Origin of the sequence: Pedobacter sp. AJM, from assembly GCF_002197755.1 — a bacterium.
Classification (GTDB): Bacteria; Bacteroidota; Bacteroidia; order Sphingobacteriales; family Sphingobacteriaceae; genus Pedobacter.
The window spans coordinates 160726-184577 of the sequence record NZ_NHOT01000004.1; the positions used below are offsets into that span (position 1 = coordinate 160726).

Consider the following 23852-nt stretch of genomic DNA (forward strand, 5'->3'; position numbering starts at 1 on the left):
TTGAACTTTTACCGATTTAAAAATGAAAATTGTTCTGCGTTTAGATAGTTTAATTGCCTGTTTCATGGTTTTTTTCTTGAAACTTATGGCTTGGAAACCGACCTTAAAAAGTTGTTATACAGAACGATATCAATCCTATTTAAAAGCCTGACAATACATGAAAAAGTTTATCATCAAATCAGTGCGCAAATACCGGATACATCTTTTGGCCTGGTCTGCTTTTATCACTTATGAAGTCCTACTTATAGGATTGAGGTACGGGGTATTTGGGCATCCGCTTACCTATGCCGCTCATTATGGAATTATCATTGCCTATTTTTATGCGGTATCAGATAAAGCACTTCCATGGTCGCTGGCTTCAAAGAGGTTAATCATCATCAGGTTGCCATTGGCCATGGTGGTGCTGTTTTGTGCTTACGTATTGTTAAACTATGCTGTTGATACCATTCTGGTAGCAAACGGAATCGTTAAACACCTGAAGAAGGTCGTTCTGGATAGAAATTTTATCCTGGATGATCTATACCGAAGTTTATATTTTACAGGCTTTGCCACGGCCTATTACTTCCTTAAAACTTATTTTAATGAGAAGAAGCATACCAGCTTTCTGGAAGAGCAACGCCTTTTAGGCCTCATTAAAGAAGAAAAGATGGCAAAAACGCTCGCTAAAGCTCAAAATGATTTTCTTCGGGCACAGATTAACCCTCACTTCTTATTTAATACCCTGAATTATGTTTATAATAATATCAACAGAAATCCTGAGCAAGCCCGTGATGCGGTGATAACCTTATCAGATATTATGCGGTTTGCAATTGACTCAGGAGAGGATGAATTGATTGCCTTGGGGGAGGAGATGCATCAGGTGAGGCAGCTGCGTGATTTGCATCAGGCCAGAATGGATTTCAGAGATTTTATTGATATTTATATTGATGAAGATGCTGTAGATGTAAGATTTGTTCCCCTGGTATTGCTGAGTCTTATGGAAAATATTTTTAAGCATGGTCATCTTTCCGTTGCAGAGCATCCGGCTTTACTGGCGGTATATATGGATGAAAATAAGCTGCATATTCATAGTGATAACCTGGTAGATACTTCAGGTAAAAAAGATGGTACACACAATGGTATTAAGAATATCCATTCACGCCTCATTGCTGCCTATGGTGATGCAGTGGATTTTTCTTATGGGCTTAATCCGGAGGGGCATTACATCGTTAGTATTGTGATTCCACTTCACCATATTCATACTTATATCCGGGAAACCGATCTTCAGAAACCGGAACAAACTGAAATGTCCTCATAACAAGCTTTTCTTTAGGCAGCAGAAGATGAACCTGCTGTCTGCTTTTGCAGACAGGTGCCTGTATTGGCTTATTATTGCACTGCATTTGGTAAGTATGACGACTGGAGGTCAGGTGCAGCATCAACAGGATATATCTGTTTTATTATAGCAGGATACGGATTTCGTCCTGCAACAATGCGGTTATGTATAATGTTTTTCACGCTGATGCGCATAGTTGCTACATTAGGTTAAATAATAATTAACTGATTATTATATAAACCAAACTAACAATAACTTAATGCTAACTCATTGCGCGCTCATGCGGTTTTATAAACCGTTTTCCTGCCTGTTCATTTTCATTTTGCTTTGCTCGCAAAAGGTTGATGCACAATTTTTGATTAAAGGGAAAATTATGGGAAGTGATGGCCAGCCAGTTGAAATGGCCGAGGTGGTATTGCTAAAAAAAGATAGTGTTGCACTGGTAAGCAAACTGTCAGATGTAAATGGCAAGTTTGAATTAAATGTAGCAAACGGCGATTATTTATTTAATATCAGATTACTGGGCCAAATGCTGCATCGCCAAATGCTCCAGGTAACAGATCATCTTGATTTAGGCACTATATCAATCGAAAATGCCCGGGCACTTAAGGAAATAGTTGTTACCGGAAAGAAACCATTATTTGAATCAAGGGCTGATCGATTCGTATTTAATATTGAAAATTCTTCACTTAGCATAGGAAATAATACCTGGGATGTGTTGAGGCAAACCCCTCTTTTACAGGTTGAACAAGAGAAGCTCTCCATTGTTGGTGCTCAGAATGCTACAGTTTATATTAATGATAGGAAATCAATTTTACGCGGAAAGGATCTGTATCAGTATTTAAGATCTATGCCATCGGATAACATTGTACGTATTGAAATCATAACCAGTCCGTCGGCAAAATATGATGCCAGCGATGGTGCCATTATTAATCTTGTTTTGAAAAAGACAGATGTTGATGGTTTTAAAGGTATTATAACCCTAACTGATGAACAAAAGCGTGGCAACAGCCCCGGCGGTAATTTCAATTTAAATTACCATCACCGCAAATATTCGCAAAATGCTTCGTTTTACCTGGGTCAGACCAATTCAAAAACAACAGAAGATTTGCAAAATACAGATTTTGCGCAGCAATCACAGGCACTTATTAATTCTGTTAATAAAGCAGATGAGTTCCGAATAGGTGCAACAACTGCAATTAATTATGAAGCAACAGAAAATAGCATAATTGGGGCAGTATTTGAGTTTCAGTACTATAATCCAAATGATGTTAAAAGCACTATAAACAGCTTTATTAATGCTGCAATAAATCCATATGGCAGTGAGAATATAAACGATGGAAATGTACAAATGGCGGGTGGCAGTATATTTTATAGTTTAAAAGGGAAAGATAAAAGCAGTTTTGATCTTAGTCTAGACTATTTCAGTCACAATAGAAAAAATAACAATAAGTTTTCTGCCTTTCCTTTCGGTAATCCTATGAATTTTAGTCAGTTAACAGATATCGATAATAATATCGACAAAAACAACTATGCCTTCAAGGTGGATTATTCAAAAGCGTTGGGCAAATCAGGAATGAAAATGGAAACAGGTTTTAAGGTTAATCTGCTTAGAACGAAAAGTCCGTACATATTTAGCGAATGGAATGGGAATGCATTTACGTATAATCCGCTTCTTTCCAATGATTTTGATTATAAAGAAAACATTAATTCAGCTTATTTGACACTGCAGAGAAGATTTTTTAAAAAAATGGATGTATTAATAGGTATAAGATATGAAAATACAGACATAAAAACCATACTTAATGAAGGTGAAGAGAACAACAGCAGCCAGGCTAACGACTTTCTTCCCTCTTTAAATGCAAACTATGTTTTTAATAAATCTCACAGGTTATCATTAGGCTATCGTTCTATGCTATGGAGGCCTTATTCAAATGAACTTAACCCGTTTATATTCAGACTTAATGAAAATTACCTGGTTTCCGGAAACAGCAATCTATACCTCGCAAGGGTTCAGGCGCTACGACTGAATTATTCATTCAGAAGCAGTTTGGTAATGATGCTAAGTATGGAGCAGGTTAATAATCCAATTTTAAACAATACCGAAATTAATAATGGAATAAGCTTAACCAGACCGGAAAATTTTGCCGGAAAAGTACGCCGGTATTATTTTGGAATCAATTATAATTTATCGTTACTGAAAAATAGGATGACAGCCAATATCTCTTCCGGAATTTATAAAGTAGATAACTCAGAAATATATCTCAATAGCAAAAATTCACTTTACAACAGTTCTGCAATATTGATTAATGCCAGCAATCTTTTTAAAGCAGGGATTAACCTGAGTGGATATCTGGGTTATACTTCATCATATACCCTGGTCAATAAAAACACGCATTCATTCCTGTACAATACTTTTGATATATCTAAAAATTTTAAAGACTATAAATTTAAAATTGGTGTGGTTGATCCTTTTAAGTTGATTATCAATCAATATACGATGAGTTCATCCACGGGTATTTTAATCACAAATGCCGACTACAACCAGAGGGGGCTTAGTTTCTCACTTACCAGAAGTTTTGGGAACGCTAAAACAAGAAAAGCAGATGTGGAGAAGTTGGATAAAGGGAGAAGTGAAAATGGAAATTCAAATATAAAATAAAGCAAAATTCTGTAGGGACTTGTGTGGAATTAAAACTGTTCAAGTATTGTTTAACCTTAATAATTCAAACCATGAGAAATGAAAAACTAAAAGGATTGTCTAAAAAAGTTTCAGAAGGTCAAGTTACCTCACTAAGCTTTGATGCAATTAAAACAATCTCAGGCGGTACCGGTATTTCTGAAGAAGCTATCAGTACATGTCCAGGTGAAAACGGCTGCTGGGGATTTAGCTCCCCAACATGCGGTGCAAAAAACGAATGCTGGAGTTACTAACCAGTTTCAACAATTACATAAGGCTATCCAATCGGATAGCCTTATTTAAAAATTCAAATCCCTTTATCATGAAATTTAAGCTTTCAAAATATATGCATGTGATTGATGATCCTGAAATACTGGATTCAACCGCAATTATTTACTCTACCAGAACAGGTATTTCTATTGAGATGTCTAAACGGGTACTGGATCATGTGATGTCAATGAATTTTGACCAGATTCCGGATGATATTATGGCTAAGATCATACAGATGGAAGTATTTGTGCCCGAGAATCAGGAGGAACTCCATGAAATTCTGGAATCCAATAAACTTGGTGTAACTGATAGCGACAAATACTTGCTAACCTATGTGATACAACCATCAGGAAATTGTCAGCTGGGTTGCCATTATTGCGGGCAATCTCATACCAATAAGGTGATGAGTCAGGAAATTTTAGACCTGTCTTATCAGAGGATTATTGAAAAGTATACAGCAATGCGTGATACCATTCGTGAAATGCACATTACATGGTATGGCGGTGAACCATTAACCGGTCTTTCTGCCCTTGCTCAGCTTTCTTACCGGCTGATTGAGTTTGCAAAAGAAAAAGGAATCAAATATTCATCTGACATTATTACGAATGGGCTTAATCTGAAATATTCATTATTTGAAAAGTTGGTTAATGATAATCAAATTACTCAATACCAGATTACTGTTGATGGGATGAAAGAATTTCATGATAAAAGACGAATGTTGAAAAATGGAGCCGAAAGCTTTGATGTGATAATGAACAACATTGAATCAGTTGTACATTCAGCGCTATACAAAGAAAAAGCACATATCAATTTCAGGTGTAACGTAGATGCCGAAAACAAAGAAACAGTATTGGATTTTATAGATTACCTTCAGGAAAGGGGTATTCTGCAACATATTAGTTTCTATGTGGCCCCAATACACGATTGGGGAGATAATAAGGCCACCATTAAAGGCGTATCCAAACAAGAATTTGCTGATTTTGAAATCGAAGTGTATATGAGGCTTTTGGAACACAACCGGTTAAAGAGCACTACCGTTGTTCCGGAAAGGGTGAAAAAACCATGTATGGTGGTGAGCCAGACTTCAGAAGTATTTGATGCTTTTGGCAATATTTCCACTTGTTGGGAAGTACCATATACTCCTTATTATGATGATACCAAATACTACTCCGGCAATCTTCTGAAAGATGCAAAAATATCAACAGATAATGCGCATATGAGGAATTGGTTCAATGAAATCCCAACCAATGATTCCTGGTGTAAATCCTGTAAGTTTTTACCGCTGTGTGGTGGTGCCTGTCCGAAAGATTGGTATGAAGGAACACCGGCATGCCCTTCCTTTAAATTCAATATTGAAGATCGGCTATTGTTACAAAGATATATTAACAATCAATCATGATCATTATGAAAGAATTAATCCATAATATACTGAATAAGATCGAAGGAGACGATCGTATTTCTATTGCACAGCCAAAATTTAAGAACCGCCATATTTTTGATGACTTGTCCGGTTATTTTAAATCAGAACTGAGCAAGGAGGAGAAAATGTCACTTTATTATTATATGAGTCATTCTGAAAAAGCACTTAACCACTACAGAAACAGGGAATTTTATCAGGGAGACGGAAGTTTTAAAAAGCTTTTTCCTTTGGATGATTTTTTTTCTGATAAAATCCGGAGTGGTATGATGAGTCTGCATTATTCGCTTTCCTCCTATAAAAATTATGTTGAAAGTAATTATCCGTTAGCCATGTCAGAAATCGATGCTGCCAAATTGCTGGCAATTGAGCAGAGCAAAACCTTTCCATATTTTGTAATTGCCATTGGTGAACAATGGTTAAATAAAGTAAGGGTACTCATTAAAACAGGAAATTTAAGCGATACGATATCAGAAACCATTTTGCTAAATCATTTTCTCCTCTATGGAAAACATAGTGATCAGACTGCAGTTGCGAATATTGAAACGGTTGAAACCGAGCATAGGAAGCTGATGCTTACACATGTTATTAACAGTATTGATACTGCGTTGGGCAAATCATTTAAGGGGAAAGAAGACTTCTACAGCATCATATCTAAAGAAATTCCGACCTCAGAACCCGTGCATCAGGAACTAAAGCCGATTATAGATGCCTACCAGGTAATAAACGCTGTTAGCAAAGGAGAAGCAGATTTTCTGGAGCAGCTTGTACAAAATTTCAACAATATTGAGACTTGTCCAAAGGCGCTCAAACAGTTTATATTTAATGAATTCATCAGGGTTTGCAGTGTACAGGGACTAGCTTTATCCGGTGAGGTAAATAATAAGATATTAAGTCGGTATTAAGATTGTCAATCATATAAATCCAGCATGGCCTTTAAAGGATTTCCACATTTTTTCCAGGTAGAACAAACTGATTGCGGTGCAACGTGCTTAAAGATCATATTAAAATACTATGGTAAAAATTGTAACCTGGTTTATTTAAGGGAGCTTACCCAGGTAACGCGCTCAGGAGTTTCTTTACAGGACATCAGCATCGCCTCAGAAAAGTTAATGCTTTCGCCCCGCCCCCTGAAGGCAAACCTTCAGGGGCTAAAAGACCATGTACATCTTCCATGTATTCTTCACTGGGAACAAGATCATTTCGTTGTTCTTTACAAAATAAAAAATAATAAATTTTACCTCTCTGACCCTGGTTTTGGAAAGTTAAGCTTAAGTGAAGAAGAATTTTATAAGTTATGGGCCAATTCCAGTAAAGATGGAGGTATTGCAATTGAATTGAAACCAAATACTTCATTTGATACTTTAGTTCTTCCTCAGGAAAAAAGTGGCTATTCAAACCTTTTTCTTTTTATTAAGTCCGCACTTCAGCATCAAAACCATAAAATTTTCTGGTTAATCTTTCTTATCGCATCCAGTACGGTTATTTCTTATATTTTTCCGCAAACCATAAAAAATCTTTTTGATAAGGGTTACAGTGCTAAGGATACTGGTGTAATCTGGGTTATTTTTGGTTTCCAGCTGCTTTTGTTTTTCGGACAAACCATTGTAAATCTCCTTCAAAACTTCATAGGTGTGCATTTTAGTACCCAGGTAAGCATAAAAATGCTGACAAACCTTCTGGAAAAGATTATCAAGCTGCCCATTTACTTTTTCGAAAACAGATTATACTCCGATATTCTTCAAAAAATAGAAGAACAGTCAAAAATAGAACAACTGCTAACCAAGCAGCTGATTTCTACTGTTTTTTCAGTTTTTCTGTTTCTGGCCCTGACGGTGAGGTTGTTTATTTACAATCCATACCTGGCTTTTGGGTTTATATTTCTGATTGCTTTTTCGGTGTTTTGGATGTTTGTATTTTACAATAAAAGAAAAATAATTGATTATTACTCCTTTAAGTTAATATCAGAAAACAGAAACCAGCTGATCGAAATGGTAACTGGAATGGTTTCCGTAAAAATCAGAAATGCGCAGCAGGCTAAAGTAAATAAATGGAAATCCTTACAGGGCAAAATTTATTCCTTAAAAGTAAGGAGTTTGTTTTTAGATAGCTACCAGAATTATGCGATGACCATTCTGAAGCAACTTTTTACTCTTTCTATTACCTTTTTATGCTCATATTGGGTAATAAATGGTAAAATTTCCATAGGTGAAATGCTCAGCATCGGTTATATTATCGGTCTTTTTTCTGGACCGATTGAAAGTATAATTATGTTTATCAGGTCTTTTCAGGATGCACAGCTGGTATACAACAGAACACAGGAAATTTATAAAAACGGAGATGAAAATGCCGGATGCATGAATGGAAACAGTGCTGTACTTGGTGAAGATATGGTGATTGATGATTTAACATTTAAATATTACGGTGGCAATCAGCCTTTTGTGCTGCAAAACATTAATGCTGTTATTCCAAGCGGAAAGATTACTGCAATTGTTGGTGAAAGTGGCAGTGGTAAAACAACTTTACTTAAGCTTTTATTGAGTTTTTACCCTGCAACAATGGGGAGTATTACGATCGGTGATAAGGATGTTTTTTCTTTCAACCATGACTGGTGGCGTGATCAGTGCGGCGTAGTAATGCAGGATGGATATATTTTTAGTGGATCAATTAAAGATAATATATCTATGGAAGAAGAATCGGATGATGAAGAAAAATTGATCAGAGCATGTAAAATTGCAAATATATATGATTTTGTACAGCAGCTTCCCATGGGTTTCAACACCAAAATAGGCAACATCGGTAATAGTTTAAGCGGAGGTCAGAAACAGAGAATTTTAATTGCCAGAGCCATATATAACAATCCGCACTTTCTTATGTTTGACGAGGCCACCAGTAGTTTGGATGCAAAAAATGAGCGCATAATCATGCAAAATCTTCAGGACGTATTCCAGGGAAAAACTGTAGTAATTATTGCGCATCGCTTATCAACTGTTAAAAATGCTGACCATATTATTGTGTTGAAAAATGGCAGAATTGTAGATTCCGGTAACCATCATCAGTTGGTTTTAAATCAGGGCGACTATTTTAATCTGGTCAGGAATCAACTGGAACTAGGTGTTTAATCATCGCTTAAATGCATTAGATTCATATAAAATGCTTTTCATTTTATATGAATTATAAGTTAACCTGTCAAAAAAAGCTAAATATTAGCTTCTATCTGCCGTTTTTTTCAGAATGCTTTTTTCAATCACCAGGATCCTTTCTGCCGCATTTTTATTTTTAGGATTTAAAGCCAGCGACTTCTTATAATTCAGCAGTGCTTCTGCTTGGTGATCCGTTATTTCATCGGCTTCGGCCAAACTGTCGAAGGCATTTGCACTTCCCGGATATAAGGCTACATTCAATTTAAAGATAGAAAGTGCGGCTGGTAAATTCTTTTGGCTGATAAGCTGATATCCCCAGCCGTTAAGTTCAGCCTCACTTAACTGAAAGTTTGAATCTTTTTTCTTTAATTTTTTTACTACAGCCAGGCTTTTATCAAAGCCCTGCTTTAACAGTTCGGCTCTTAATTTTTTCAGGTTGGCAGGTAAACCAAAGCCATTGGCTTCATGCATATCCGGAATATAATAACCCGCAACTTCATCGATCAGCTGATCTGGGTTGCCCTGCATTAAATTGGTTAATAGCACAATGGAAAGATCATCCTTTAAATAAACAAATAAAGCAGATCTGCCTCCGCCTACGGGTCCGACTGCAGGGTGTTCTTCACGGGTAACCGTTGGCCAACCAAGCGCATAACCATTCGTTAAAAAATTGAATCCACCAATTTTCCCATTATTAAGTCTGGCAGGTGTCCACAACGTATCCACACTAGCAGGTTTCTTTAAAAGCTTTCCACCTTTTAAAGCGATAATCCAGTTGGCGAGGTCAGTTGCGGTAGACTGAATTCCGGCGGCAGTTCTGAAAAAGACTGGAAATTGCATATAAGCGTGGCCTGGTGTTTTGTTCCTGATGAAACGACTACCCATTTGTTTCGTCAGGGTATAAGCACCTGCATAGTTAGGAATCACATCATAAGAATCACCAAATCGGGTTAATTTCATTCCGGATACTTCAAATTGTCGTTCTTCAATGAATTTTGTGAAATGCATCCCGCTCAGTTTGGTGATAAGTTGTCCGAGCAATACATAACCCGTTTGGTTATAACTGAATTTTTCTCCGGGTTGAAATTCAATGGGCAGGGCTTTTACCTTTTGCATGGCTTCCTGCTCATCATTATGCCCCATCACCTGTTCATCGGCATCCATGATATCAGGCAGTCCGGATATATGACTCAAAACCTGTTGTATCGTAATCTTTCTCCAGGCATCGGGCAGGCTATCCAGATGGAGCGAAAGAGGATCGGTAATTTTTAATTTTCCTTCTTCAGCAAGCTGCATAATGGCAATCCCGACAAAAGCTTTTGTAATAGAATTGATGGAAAATACCGTTTCGTTGGTTGCATTAATATTGTATTCCAGATTGGCCTTTCCGAAGGTGGTGTCTTTCACGATTTTACCACCACGGATAACTGCTATCTGTAATGCCGGAATGCGGCGTTGCTGCATTTTATTTTTCAAAAACACATCGATACTGTCAGAAGCAGTTATTTGCTGTGCCTGGGTGGATATATTGATCGAACCTAGCAGTAAAAGGAAAATGGTGGCGAAAGAAATTAGTTTCATTTGAGAAGGTATAGTATGGTCATTATTAGAGTAGACGAAGTTTTATCTGATTGGTTACAGCGAAGTAAACTTTTTATACTTAGGAAAGCAGGCAGGAAACAATTTAGTGATGGATTTTACGGTCTGCCTTCCTTATTAGACACCAAAAACCCTCAAAAAAATGGATCCTGTAAAACAAGTTTACAGGATCCATTTGAAGAGTTAGCTTTAAATAGGCAACATTTGAGTGCACTTTGAATAGTCGCCGGTAATTTTTGATTAAACGATCGATGACTATTGAGAATTTATCTATTTATCCCAAAAAATGCGTGTGTCCATATTATCTGGTCCGCCATTATCTGCAACTGCTGCCTTGTAATTTGCTGCATTGGCAGAAAGCTCAAGCGTTGGATAAACAAACCGGCGAACAAAACCACCAGTTATATTTTGTCCCGGGATGGTATTGGGCGATAAAGCTGGAAAACCGCTCCTCCTGAAGTTAGCAAATGCCTCGGTACCATTGCCCCAGGAAGCCACCCAGTATTGCGTATTAATCAGGTTGAGTGCATTTGTCGTATTATAAGCATTAACAGGATGATTAATAAATGCATTTTGCGTAGCTAAAGGAATGATGGCTGCCGGGTTGTAAGTTGTCCATTGGTCCATCGCCGCCCGTATACCATTAGCATAATAAACATCAGGTGTACTGCCACCAGTTATCCAACCTCTAAAAGCGGCCTCTGCCAAAAGCAATTGTGTTTGGGCATGGGTGATGAAAAATTGCGGTGCGGTTAAACTACCAAAAATACTATAATTAACCTGTGAATAATTAAAACCCGAACCGTTAGCACCTCTAAATCCCGGGGCAGTTGGTAAAGTAGCGTTACTATATCCCACCGGAAGTCCGAACTGATTGGCGGATGTGGTATCTGGTACGCTTGTTGGTGCCGCTAAGGGGTTTGCGTATTTGCCGGATATAAACTTCAATCGCGGATCACCACTATTTTTTAGTTGATCTACAAAGGGAGCCGCTAAATAATACGTATTCGCTATCGCCGTAATCGTCTGGCTTACGGGATTCACGTAAGTGGTATTGTATTTCAGATAACAGTTGTCGGCATTTGATGTCATTACACCACCAGCTACGGCGGCTTGCACAATAGCTTGTGCTTTGGTAGGGTCAATTTTACTATACCTCATCCCTAATCGAAGTAATAAAGAATAACCCAATCTTTTCCATTGGGCGATATTGCCACCGTAAAACACATCAGCCTTTACGATATCCTTTGCCGGATCTAAAGCTGCCGTTGCCTCCGTAACTTCTTTAATCAGGTCGGTATAAATCGCTGCCTGATTGTCGTATTTAGGGGTAAGCACATTTGATAAATAGGCTTGTCCGGCTTCACTATAGGGTACGTTCCCGTAAGTGTCTACCAGCATCATAAATTGATAGGCTTTCCAGATTCTGGCTTCGTTATATAAATTTGTTCTTGTAGCATTGCCTTTGAGTTGGCTTAAGATTTGAACCAGTAATTGAACAGGGCCTGAAGAGCTTGTTGCGCCACTGTTTGTCCCCGTATATTCAGCATTCCAATTTTGCGAAGTATAGGTTTGATTCAGCTGATTAAAATTAAATGCCGAAGTGACTCCCGAAAATGGATTTACAAATTGCTGCACAATGGTTGGCTCAGTTTCCATCGTGGCTCCATGCGTTCCAAATTGTGCGCTGGTAAACAAGAATGCCGCGTCGAGTTCTGTTGGATTATTTGGATTAATATTCAATTTATCAAACCCTTTATTGCAACTGGAAATTACTGTAACCCAGATGGCGATGGCTATAATTCTGATTAAATTTTTCATATTCTATAAAGCGTTAGAATTTTACGTTTAAGTTAAATCCGTAAGTACGTGTTGTTGGTAGCGATGCCTGCTCATAACCCGTGAGGTTATCTCCGCTTGAGGCTATTGCTTCGGGATCGATGTTCGGCGTATATTTCTTGATGATCAATACATTACGACATACGGCAGATAGCACTAAGCCTTTCACATATTTTTTATTGATAAATCTAGACAAATCGTATCCCAGCGAAAGGCTTCTTAGTTTAACAAAGCTCGAGTTGTAAATAAAGGGATCTAAAATATTCGTTGAACGATAATTTGCATAAAAATCCTCTGCATTTACAGCAGTGGTGTTTGGTAATCCGTCTGTAGCATTTACGCCCGGAAAAATTACGCCACCGACACGTCCAGGTAAAGACTCTTTTGATAAACCTTCTCTTAATAAGTTTAAACTGGTGCTCGATAGTAATTTACCACCTGCTTTATAATCAATATGGGCAATAAAGGTAAAGCCTTTGTAATTCAACGTATTTAGCCACCCCCCTGTTGCTGTAGGAAGGCCACTTCCAAAATTAACTGGTGTAGCACTTGCCACGGGTTTGCCTCCCGATAATACGATATTTCCGGAAGCATCCCGCTTATAAGTTGAACCTACAATTTGGTTAAGGGGTAAACCTACCACATGGACAATAGAACCAAAAAACTCGGGACTGCCCACCACAAGTTGCGATTGGTTGTTCGCTAATGACAATACTTTTGAAGAATTGAAAGCAGAATTAAAAGCCGTTTTCCAGGTAAAGTTTTTATTTTGGACAGGTATTAATTCCAGGTTAAATTCTAATCCTTTATTGTCCAAACCACCTAAGTTAACCAGCGTGGTGCTGTATCCGCTTGCTGCAGAAAGGCTTATTGGAACGGCTTGATTAGTCGTTTTCTTATCATAGGCAGCCACGTCCAGGTTTACCCTGTTGTTGAACATGTGCAACTCGATACCAATTTCTTTTTCATTTACGCCAAAAGGCTTAATCTGGGTATTTGGTGAAGCTGTTCCGTTAATACTTCCTAAAGGAAGCCCATTGAATGAATTCTGGGCAAGCAAAAATGTTAATGCATTGTAGGCGCCAACACCCTGGGCACTTCCCGTTTCTGCAACAGCAACTCTAAGCTTTCCAAAATTTAACCATTTTGCTGTTGGAAGTAATTCAGAAAAAACGAAACTTCCGCTAATTGAAGGATAGAAATAATGATCTATATCTCTCGCCAGTACCGAATACCAGTCTGTACGGCCGGTAAGATTGAGGTATAATAAATTTTTGTAGGACAATTCTGCAGTACCATACAATGAATTTACGGTTTGTTTAGTCAAGTTGTAACTCGAATTTGCCGTAACACCGTTCCCAATGGTATATAAACCTCTGATGTAAAAGTTGGTTACCGCCTCGTTAAATGTAGACGTAATTAAGGGAAAGTTATTCCCACCTACCGTTGCATTAAATGAAAAATCTTTCCATTTATGTCCTCCCCCCAGCAAGAAGTCAAAATTATTTTGGCGTGTACTTGATGTACTTATCCCATAGCTACCATTATATAGTCCTGATGGTGCTGCAGATACAGCCAGCGTACCCGTCGGCGTATTTGATTCATAGGTAGAGTGCAACAGGTCCATGTTTGCCCTGCCCTGAAAATATAGCCAATCGAAAAACTGATAGCGCACCACGGCAGTACCCAACAAATGATCTTTTGTTTGTCTTTGAAATTGGTTCGCTAATATCCAGTATGGGTTGGTAACGGTAGCAAACCTCGAAGTAGGTGTTTCATTTCCGTTGGCATCTATAGCGCCTGCCTTGAGTACATCAAAAGAAATGGAGTTAGCCAGCCTGTAAATTGATGTAGGAATTGCATTTCCCTGTACGCCGACCAGTGGCAGATTGTTATTGAATTGGTGATCATAGTTAACGTAAAATTGTGCAGATAACTTATCGGTAAGTTTATAGTTAATGCCAACGTTAAAAATCTTTTTATGATAATCGTTGTTTGGTACTATGCCCTGGGCATCTTGATTAGAAAGTGACACCCGAAAACTTCCTTTGTCATTACCGCCGGAAATTGCCACTGTATTACTCCACGATGGTGCAAGTCTGAAGAACGTCTTTATCCGGTCTTTAACAGGCGCATAAGGACGCTGCACACCATCGAATTGGTAGGTAGGTACATTATCAAACGGCACACCGAAGCTCCAGGCGCCGGAACTCTGCGCAGTTCCTTGTGACGAGGGACGGATGTTATTTTCACCTTGCCCGTATTCATATTGAAAATCTGTATAATCCAGCGCCTGGTTTATCGTAAAATTAGAGTTGAACTCAACACCTATTCCACTATTTTTTGATCCCGACTTTGTTGTAATAATAATTGCTCCGTTAACGGCACGCGAACCGTACAATGCTGCAGCGGTAGATCCTTTTAAAACAGTCATCGATTCGATGTCGTCCTGATTGATACCTTGCATATTATCTCCCTGATCCACATTTTGTGTATAACCATTACTGCTGCTTGCGCCCTGCGACATTGGCAAGCCATTGATTACGATCAGTGGCGAATTGTCTGCGGTGAAAGAAGATTGTCCGCGCAAACGGATCTTGGTACTCCCGCCTGGCCCTGCGGCAGGTGGAGAAACATCCAGTCCGGCGATTTGGCCCTCAAGCGAATTGGCGAGGTTAGTTGTACGGTTAGTTTGTAATGCCTCTACGTCGGCTTTTTGAGCTGAATACCCCAGGCTTTTGGCCTCCCTTTTTATGCCGAGTGCGGTTACAATAACCTCATTTAACGCATTCGTAATCGCTACCATAGACACATTAACTACGGTTTTTGTATTTACTGTTATTTCTATGGGCTTATAGCCAACGGATGTGAACACCAATACTGCGTTGTTATTGGCAACATTTATGGTATAGCTGCCAGATGAATTGGTTACCACAGCATTCCGCGTTCCCTTTTCAACTATGCTTACGCCGGGCAAACCAATGCCCTGTTCATCGGTAACTTTACCTGTGATTCCTATAAAAGCTATTTTTAACTTTTTGGTTGTTGAAGGCGTACTAAAGACTCCGGTTGTTAGCCCACCAGCTGATGCGCGTTCGGACTTGAAAAGAATGAATACCGTTAACACAGTACAAATAAATACTAGTGGAAGTATTTTTTTTTTCATAATTGTTGTTTGGTTAGAATTGTTATTTTTAATAAGCAGCTTAAATAACCGCAGAAGAGGGGTTGCTGTCAGTTCGGAACATACGCAGCGTTTAGCGACTTTGTATGTTGTTGAATGGTAAGTAAAATCTATCTCATATGGTTATATTGCTTGGTTAGTTAATCAATCTCTGTTCTAATCATCTAAGGCAAAATGCTTAGGCTAAATAGTTCATTTGAAGAAAATAGTTGCGAAGAATAGAGCATCACTTTCCTTTTATATTTGGTTTAGAAACAATTATGTTACTCAAGCAAATAAAGACAACTTTAATGAAAAGCAATTTCAGTATTACAGCAAAAAATTGTAACATATTAACATAGATATTTCTTTCTGATATTAGTTACCGCCTCACAAAGCGCCAAAATAGACCTGTCTATCAACTACTTATCGTATCACCTCATAATTAAGTCGGTATAATACGCAAATAAAAAAGCTTGGCATGGTTAATATATCCACTTCAATAAGTGATTAGATGGATATTATATCACACATAATTTCTAATTTCATTTTCGTAATTAACCAATTATAAACATGAAAGCTACGTTAAAAAAGGCTACTCCAAACCCGGAGCATTCCTTTAATATCCATAAGGATATAGGACATGCGATATTAAGTGCCTGGCATTATCACCCTGAGTGTGAGTTATTAGTTGTTAAAAGAACCTACGGCACCTGCCTGATAGGCGACTACGTGGGTCCTTTTAAAAATGGTGACGTATTTTTATTTGGATCAAACCTGCCACATACTTTCCGGTGTGAACAAAAATATCTGGAAAGCGATATCGAAAAGGTTGGAGAAACCATCGTGATTCTTTTTGAAAACAACATCTGGGGTGATGCATTTTTAAATCTCCCTGAAATTAGCCCGATTGTTAAACTGCTCAACACAAGCAAACTGGGCTTGCGCTTAAAAGGAGTAACTAGACGAAAGGTTGGTAAAATAGCGGAGGAAATGCTCAACGAATCGCCTGCCCGTAAGTTGATCAATTTATTATCCGCTTTAGAAATAATAGCTGCTTCGAAAGAATATGAAATTATATCATCCAATGGCTTTAATCCAGAAGTGAATAGCGTTGATCAAAGCCGCATTAACGCGATATTCGAATACACATTTAATCATTACCACCAAAAAGTAGCATTAGAAGATGTGGCAGCATTAATTAACATGGGGAAGCACTCCTTTTGCAGGTACTTTAAATCCAAAACAAAGAAAACATATATCCAGTTTTTAATGGAAGTGAGAATTGGAAATGCATGCAGATTGCTGTTAGAAGAGGAATTTAACATGACTGAGGTAGGCTATGCCTGTGGCTACAACAATATCTCTCACTTCTATCATCAGTTTAAAGCGCTTACCAAAAAAAATCCAATGGACTACAGGTATAACTATCTTAAAACTGAAGAGAAGAAATTTATCTAGCAGCATTTTTGACTTGCTTTAATGGCCCGTTTATTTTAAGATATTGCCAGGTAATTTACCTGAGGTAGGCTCAAATCAAAAAGTATATTTGTTAGTAATGATCAAATCAGGCTACGCAAACCAGCAATTTTAGTATTGAAGCATTTTATTGTATTATATTAACATTATGCCGTAAATGTGCTTTAAAAGGATTTATTTGCCTTTCGATTTTACCGCCTGGATACGTAAATAAGTTCAAACTAATTTTCGGTCCAAAAAACTTAACCAAATAATTATGAGAATTTATAACACCTCTAGCGGGATTATTATCAACCACAATAACCAATATTTTTTAACGGAAGAGAAAAGCTGGGATAGGTTTGTGAACAGAAGCAATCTCTTTAAAGTGGTCAGCAGTGAATTGCAATACCTCCAACCTGACGAAGATTTACAAGCGCTCACCCATTCAGCTGTTTTAACACCCATCGGTAACCAGGAAGTATGGGCATCCGGCGTAACTTATTTCCGTAGCAGGGAAGCCAGAATAGAGGAATCAAAAGAAGCAAAAGGCGGGGATTTTTATGCCAGGGTATATGATGCAGATCGGCCGGAACTTTTTTTTAAATCACCAGCTTACCGTACAGTGGGCTCCGGAGAAAACATACGGATCAGGGCAGATTCTAAATGGAACGTACCTGAACCGGAACTGACCTTATTTATTTGCTCAGCCGGCACTATAGAAGGTTATACCATAGGCAATGATGTATCTTCGAGGGACATCGAAGGCGAAAATCCGCTTTATCTGCCGCAGGCAAAATCATATAACGGGGCTACCGCTTTAGGTCCCTGCCTTTTAGTAACAAACGGACCAATAGATCCGGATACGAATATCAGCATCGAAATCTCAAGGGATTCTGCTGTTCTTTTTAAGGAGAAAATATCCATTAATCAAATGAAACGTAAGCACAAGGATTTAGTGGCCTACTTGTTTCGGGAATTGGATTTCCCTCATGGAACCTATTTAATGACAGGTACAGGAATCATCCCCGCCGATGATTTTACTTTACACAGCGGCGATATTGTAAAAATAACCATTCCGGAGATTGGTTCACTGATCAATACCGTTGCATGATAAACATCGGCAAACAAATGATAGGTTCCTAAACCTATGCCGGAGCGAGTGAAACGATTTTTCAATCAATACGTCCACTAGCGAGAAATCTAAATAAGGAAGTAAAAAATAGCGCAACATAGTATATTCTGGAATATGAAATCATATAGAAGTTCGACCTGGTTTGGCAAAAAAGATAAGATGGGCCTCATTTATCGCAGCTGGATGAAAAACCAGGGCATGCCCGAAGACATGTTTGACGGCAGACCGGTAATCGGGATTTGTAATACGTGGTCTGAACTTACACCCTGCAATGCCCACTTGCGTGATATTGCCGAAAGTGTTCGTCGCGGGGTATTAGAGGCTGGTGGCTTTCCGCTGGAATTTCCCATCATGTCATTGGGTGAAACGCTCATGAAACCCACCGCCATGTTGTTCCGTAACCTGGCCAGTATGGATGCAGAGGAATCAATAAGAGGCAACCCTATTGATGGTGTAGTGCTGCTTACGGGCTGCGATAAAACGACACCTTCTACCCTAATGGGAGCGGCAAGTGTAGATTTACCAACGATTGTGGTTCCCGGCGGCCCCATGTTAAACGGAAAATATCACGGACATGACATCGGCTCAGGAACAAGTGTCTGGAAGCTGACAGAGGAATTAAAGAAAGGCGAAATTACTTACGATGAATATGCAGAAGTAGAAAGTTGCATGTCCCGTAGTCCTGGCCATTGTATGACCATGGGAACGGCCTCCACGATGGCCTGCATGGTTGAAGCCTTAGGCATGAGCCTTTCGGGTGGTGCGGCTATACCTGCAGTTGATTCCCGGCGAAAAAGGCTTGCTCAGCTATCCGGAAGGAGAATAGTTGAAATGGTTAAAGAAGACTTGAAAATTTCTAAAATACTCACACGGGATGCTTTTGAAAATGCCATTAAGGTAAATGCAGCAGTGGGGGGTTCCTCAAACTTTATTATTCACCTCACCGCTATTGCAGGGCGTATGGGTGTAGCGCTGAACTTAGATGATTTTGATGATATTGGCAGTAAAATGCCGCTGCTCGTAAATCTGATGCCTTCAGGGAAATTTTTGATGGAGGATTTTTACTATGCTGGTGGTGTACCTGCTGTTATAAAACAAATGCAGTCTGTTTTAAAAATGGATACCCTAACGGTAAGCGGGAAAACGCATGCTGAGAACATTGCTGATAAAGGAATAAATTACAATAAGGAAGTGATTTATGAATTTGAGCAGCCGATCATTCAGGAAGCCGGAATTACCGTACTCAAAGGTAATCTGGCAGTTAACGGCGCGGTGATCAAGCCATCCGCAGCTACGCCAGCTTTGATGCAGCATCGAGGTCGGGCAGTTGTGTTTAAAGACATTGAGGATTACCATGCGAGAGTAGATGACCCTGATTTGGATATCGATGAAACTTGTGTAATGGTCTTGAAAACGGTCGGTCCGGTCGGCTATCCGGGTATGCCTGAGGTGGGTAACATGACATTACCAAAAAAGCTACTTGATAAAGGCGTAACAGATATGGTAAGGATATCGGATGGCAGGATGAGTGGTACGGCATATGGTACAGTTGTGCTGCATGTATCGCCTGAGTCTGCTATTGGTGGAAATTTAGCGCTTGTAGAAAACGGAGACATCATTGAGCTGGATGTAGCCAATAAACGTATCCACCTTGAAGTGAGTGATGAAGTGTTAGCCCTGAGGCGAAGCAATTGGGTACAGCCACTTTCTGATGCAACACGTGGCTATGTAAATTTATACGTCAAACATGTTCAGCAGGCAGATAAAGGTGCTGATCTGGACTTTTTAGTAGGCGGCTCAGGTTCAGCCGTAACCAGAGACTCCCATTAAAGCAGAAACATGGATGTACTGATTCTTTTTGGCTGCATAACAATACTTGTACTATTAATTGCCTGGGCAAAGGTGAATACCTTTCTTGCATTTTTAATCGTATCGGTAATGGCAGCTTTATTGTTGGGTATGCCCGCTTCCAGTATTCCGCAAACTGTTAATAAAGGATTAGGAGAGACATTAGGATCGCTGGCAATCATCATCGTTTTGGGCGCCATGCTCGGAAAACTCGTTGCGTCCAGTGGTGCTGCTCAAAAAATAGCTTCGGTATTAAAAAAAACATTCGGCTATAAATACATCACCTGGGCCATGTCTTTAACCGGTTTTATAGTGGGCATTCCATTATTTTACAATGTTGGGTTTGTATTGCTTATTCCAATTATTTTTTCGGTAGCGTATAACTACAGGTTACCCCTGGTATATGTAGGCTTGCCAATGCTCGCATCGCTGTCCGTAATGCATGGTTTTTTACCACCTCATCCATCGCCCATGGCTTTAGTGACGCAATTTAATGCAGATTTGGTTAAAACCTTTGTTTATGGTTTAATCGTAGCCATACCTGCTATACTTATTGCAGGCCCTCTTTTCGCAAGAATATTAATAAATATGCAATCCAGCCCAACAGTTACCTTGCGGGCCGATGAACTGCCCGATAATGAATTGCCGGGGATAACAAATAGTGTGGTTTCCGCATTGTTACCTGTACTGATCATTTTGGGTACCACGCTGATAACCAGGATATGTAGTGACCATAAGGTTGTTGTAAATTTTGCCGGATTTATCGGTGATCCAACGATTGCCATGATATTAACCATTTGCATTGCAACTTTTACACTTGGGATCAGGTCAGGTAAAAAGCTGATTGACATTATGGTCATTTATGTTGATGCAACAAAAGATATCGCGATGATTCTTTTAATAATCGGTAGCGCAGGCATTTTGAAACAAGTATTTGTAGAAACCGGGGTGAGCAACAGCCTTGCCGCAATTTTGCAAGGGCTGACCTTACCACCTTTAGTATTGGCCTGGTTAATAACGGCTGTGCTAAGGCTTTGCCTGGGTTCGGCTACCGTAGCCGGCCTCACCGCTGCCGGCATTGTGTTTCCGCTTATCGGCCCTCATGGTGCCGATCCAAATTTAATGGTGCTCGCGGTTGGCTCAGGAAGCCTGTTTTGTTCTCACGTAAATGACTCCTCTTTTTGGTTATTCAAAGAGTATTTAGGGTTATCTATCAAACAAACGTTTTTGTCCTGGTCGCTGATGGAAACGCTGGTTTCAGTTATCGGACTTATTGGGATACTGATTTTGAACCAGGTACTGTTTAAATAGATAATGGCCATAACATTTAATAGATATCCCTCAGTGCGTTAGCATTAATCACAGCACCTCTATGGATATAAGCATAAATTGGGCCTATAAACCAAAATAAAAGCAGGTTGCAGCCCCTTTTCATTAGCTAATTGGTTACCCTTGGTGAAAATCTAAGAACAAACATTTCAACGCCACCAGGAATCATTCAAGACCTGGTACACCCAATAAATTTCACGTCATTAATATCATCTTTAGTTGCATGATTATGTATACAAGTAAAAATTTGAGAAATCTTTTCTCCTGAAAATTTTCGTTTTAATCTACGCTGCCTAAAATTGATTTTGAGAGAAAAAATGACGCTATGGCTTTTTTACAAAATTTAGAAACATTTTTCTTCGAAACAAAAAAAAGTTTCAGGAAAAAATGTTTCAGGATTTCGAAACAAATTTTCACGAAACAAAAAAATGTTTCGAACTTTTTTGTTTCGAAAATGGTATGTCTTCAAGACATGTTTTAAGCAAAATAATAAAATAGGGTAGCAACCTGGCCTGGAACAAATGACATTGTTCATTCTGAATCAGGTGTGTAATGAAACACGACGAATTAAAATAAAAAAGTAAACATGGCTGAAGAGCTTACTCTGGGATTAGTTAAGCGGATGGAAGTCATAGAAAACGAACTGCCAGAGATTTTAAGTTGTTTTTAGAACAATATAAAGAGACCTTAGCGAACACTCTGGCCAGATAGAAAAATCCAACAAGCGTTATGAAAACCAGAAGATCAGCCAACAGATCGATCTGGTTAAAGACCTCGTGGGCACCATGCCTAAGGTCATCACCGTAAAAAACGAACATCACCACCATTTCGGGGCATGGTCAAAAACCTCGTCATTGGTATAGTAGCCTGTTCCTAATCACAACCTCATTGACAGGAACAGCTTTGTACCTGAAATAAATTCACAAAATGTAAGTTAACTTATTATATTTGAAATTATTATATAAAACTATGTGGACAAAATCTCATTCTATCGTAACCAAGGAAGTTACAAAAGAACAAATGTGGAAACTTTTTGCTGACGTGAACAATTGGCACATTTGGGATAACGGAATTGAATTTGCTAAAATGGAAGGCAAATTTGAAAAAGGAAACCATTTTATCTTAAGGCCAAAAGGCGGGCCGAGTGTAAAAGTAAAACTGCTTGAAACCACGGAAAACAAGCATTTTCTTGATGTTACACATTTTCCGCTGGCCAAAATGTTTGATGACCACTTATTTGAAGAAACTGCAGATGGATTAAGAATAACCAATACAATAACGGTTAAAGGTTTTTTGGGCTTCCTTTGGATAAAAATAGTTGCTCAGAAAATTGTTGATGGATTGCCAAATGATATGCAAGATCAAATTAAAGCTGCTTCAAAATTATGAACACGACAAAATACTGGATAGCAGCCATTTCAAAAGAACACACGCAACGTGGTGTAAACGGTAACTTTATTCAAGTTTGTCATGGTAAGCAAACACCCCTAAAACAAATGAAAAAAGGTGATTATCTGATCATTTACTCTTCAAAAATTACAATGGAAGGAAATGAAAAGCTACAAGCTTTTACTGCTGTTGGACAAGTGGCTGATGATGAAATATATCAATTTCAAATGACGGAGAATTTTAAACCCTTCCGGCGAAATATTGAATTTCTAAAATCAGTGGAATGTTTAATTGCACCATTAATCAATGACCTTGAATTTATACTAAACAAAAAGAAATGGGGTTATCCTTTTCGTTTTGGTTTCCTCGAAATCAAAGAAAATGATTTTAATCTGATTACTTCTAAAATGCTACAACATGAACCCATCGGACAACACATTTAGTTTTGATAAACCAGAAGAAAGTACCGGCTTTTTGTTATGGCAGGTTACTAATTTATGGCAGCGAGAGATAAAAAAAGCACTGGTGCCATACGATATTACCCATTCGCAGTTTGTACTTATGGCCAGCATACATTGGCTAACTCTAGAAAAAAAGGAAGTGACGCAAATTATGTTATCCATGCATACTAAAATAGATCCTATGACTACCTCGACTGTACTGAGAACGTTGCTACAAAAGAATATGGTGAGCAGACAGGAACACAAGACTGATACAAGAGCAAAAACTGTATCATTGACAGAAAATGGAAAAAAGATAATTAAGGACGCTGTTGTTACAGTTGAACAGTTTGATCATAATTTCTTTTCCGCCCTTGAAAAAAAATTGCAAGGATTTAATCAGAACCTATTGAAACTACTTACTGTAAAGTAAATAAAAAAGGTCACCAGAGTCAGGATTTTGAATTATTAACTGTTTTTCTAGTCTCCGGTTATAATCATCACAACACTACCTAAATTAGGATAAAAATAATTTGCCATTCAATAAATAATGAATGGCAAACTAAAACCGAGGTAAGAAGCTTTACAACATATGTGCTTAATGAAATGCAACTATCTGAAATCGATCTTTCGGACGAACAACAAAACCTCATGGAGATTTGCTTCGACATGAAGAAAATAACCTTGATTGCTAGCCCGGAATATAAAGATGACACTAATAAATTTGCTAAAAAACAGGAACAGAACCAATATAATTTCAATCAGCTTTTTGAGCTATGACAAAAGGCGCATCCCTTACTTTCAGGAATATAGTATGATGGGGGTTG

At 38.6% G+C, this 23852-nt stretch carries 16 protein-coding genes; 13 read left to right on the forward strand and 3 right to left on the reverse strand.

All coding sequences use genetic code 11. The features are described 5' to 3' along the window. The first annotated feature begins 157 nt into the window (after positions 1-157). From CBW18_RS11665 to CBW18_RS11690, 6 genes are all read left to right on the forward strand, one after another. Positions 158-1297, forward strand: coding sequence for a sensor histidine kinase (locus CBW18_RS11665; RefSeq protein WP_088301511.1), 1140 nt, complete (start codon positions 158-160; stop codon positions 1295-1297). Positions 1298-1595: 298 nt separating this feature from the next. Further along, the gene (locus CBW18_RS11670) at positions 1596-3977 is read left to right on the forward strand and encodes an outer membrane beta-barrel family protein (protein WP_172406506.1); all 2382 of its coding nucleotides are present in this window, start codon (positions 1596-1598) and stop codon (positions 3975-3977) included. A 71-nt stretch (positions 3978-4048) separates the two neighbouring features. Continuing rightward, positions 4049-4249 (forward strand): ecotin, encoded by a 201-nt coding sequence (locus CBW18_RS11675; RefSeq protein WP_088301513.1) that lies wholly within the window; start codon positions 4049-4051, stop codon positions 4247-4249. 68 nt (positions 4250-4317) lie between these two features. Next, positions 4318-5664, forward strand: a complete 1347-nt coding sequence (locus CBW18_RS11680) for a radical SAM/SPASM domain-containing protein (RefSeq protein WP_172406507.1) — start codon at positions 4318-4320, stop codon at positions 5662-5664. A gap of 5 nt (positions 5665-5669) precedes the next feature. Beyond that, positions 5670-6587: a hypothetical protein gene (locus CBW18_RS11685; RefSeq protein ID WP_140418671.1), complete on the forward strand. Its 918-nt coding sequence runs from the start codon at positions 5670-5672 to the stop codon at positions 6585-6587. A gap of 24 nt (positions 6588-6611) precedes the next feature. Next, entirely contained in the window at positions 6612-8804 is a 2193-nt protein-coding gene (locus CBW18_RS11690; RefSeq protein ID WP_088301516.1) for a peptidase domain-containing ABC transporter, read from the forward strand. An 84-nt stretch (positions 8805-8888) separates the two neighbouring features. On the opposite strand, the gene CBW18_RS11695 is transcribed toward CBW18_RS11690, so the two are convergent. The 3 genes from CBW18_RS11695 to CBW18_RS11710 form a co-directional block, all read right to left on the reverse strand. After that, complete coding sequence (locus tag CBW18_RS11695) at positions 8889-10406, reverse strand: serine hydrolase domain-containing protein (protein ID WP_088301517.1); 1518 nt, start codon at positions 10404-10406, stop codon at positions 8889-8891. 288 nt (positions 10407-10694) lie between these two features. Beyond that, positions 10695-12245 (reverse strand): SusD/RagB family nutrient-binding outer membrane lipoprotein, encoded by a 1551-nt coding sequence (locus CBW18_RS11705; RefSeq protein WP_088301519.1) that lies wholly within the window; start codon positions 12243-12245, stop codon positions 10695-10697. 13 nt (positions 12246-12258) lie between these two features. Then, entirely contained in the window at positions 12259-15429 is a 3171-nt protein-coding gene (locus tag CBW18_RS11710) for a SusC/RagA family TonB-linked outer membrane protein (protein ID WP_088301520.1), read from the reverse strand. A 570-nt stretch (positions 15430-15999) separates the two neighbouring features. Between CBW18_RS11710 and CBW18_RS11715 the strand changes: the two genes are divergently transcribed. The 7 genes from CBW18_RS11715 to CBW18_RS11750 all read left to right on the forward strand — a co-directional run bounded on the left by CBW18_RS11715 (position 16000) and on the right by CBW18_RS11750 (position 23458). After that, positions 16000-16887: an AraC family transcriptional regulator gene (locus CBW18_RS11715; RefSeq protein WP_088301521.1), complete on the forward strand. Its 888-nt coding sequence runs from the start codon at positions 16000-16002 to the stop codon at positions 16885-16887. Between the two features lie 274 nt (positions 16888-17161). Next, entirely contained in the window at positions 17162-17998 is an 837-nt protein-coding gene (locus tag CBW18_RS11720; RefSeq protein WP_088301522.1) for a fumarylacetoacetate hydrolase family protein, read from the forward strand. A 135-nt stretch (positions 17999-18133) separates the two neighbouring features. Beyond that, positions 18134-19849, forward strand: coding sequence for an IlvD/Edd family dehydratase (locus CBW18_RS11725; protein ID WP_088301523.1), 1716 nt, complete (start codon positions 18134-18136; stop codon positions 19847-19849). 9 nt (positions 19850-19858) lie between these two features. Next, on the forward strand, positions 19859-21178 hold the full coding sequence (locus CBW18_RS11730) for a gluconate:H+ symporter (RefSeq protein WP_088301524.1): 1320 nt from the start codon (positions 19859-19861) through the stop codon (positions 21176-21178). Between the two features lie 966 nt (positions 21179-22144). Further along, entirely contained in the window at positions 22145-22585 is a 441-nt protein-coding gene (locus CBW18_RS11740; protein ID WP_216359229.1) for an SRPBCC family protein, read from the forward strand. Beyond that, positions 22582-23028, forward strand: coding sequence for an EVE domain-containing protein (locus CBW18_RS11745; RefSeq protein ID WP_088301527.1), 447 nt, complete (start codon positions 22582-22584; stop codon positions 23026-23028). The genes CBW18_RS11740 and CBW18_RS11745 overlap by 4 nt, the downstream gene beginning before the upstream one ends. Further along, positions 23003-23458 (forward strand): MarR family winged helix-turn-helix transcriptional regulator, encoded by a 456-nt coding sequence (locus CBW18_RS11750; RefSeq protein WP_088301528.1) that lies wholly within the window; start codon positions 23003-23005, stop codon positions 23456-23458. Before CBW18_RS11745 ends, CBW18_RS11750 begins: the two co-directional genes overlap by 26 nt. Positions 23459-23852: the final 394 nt, after the last annotated feature.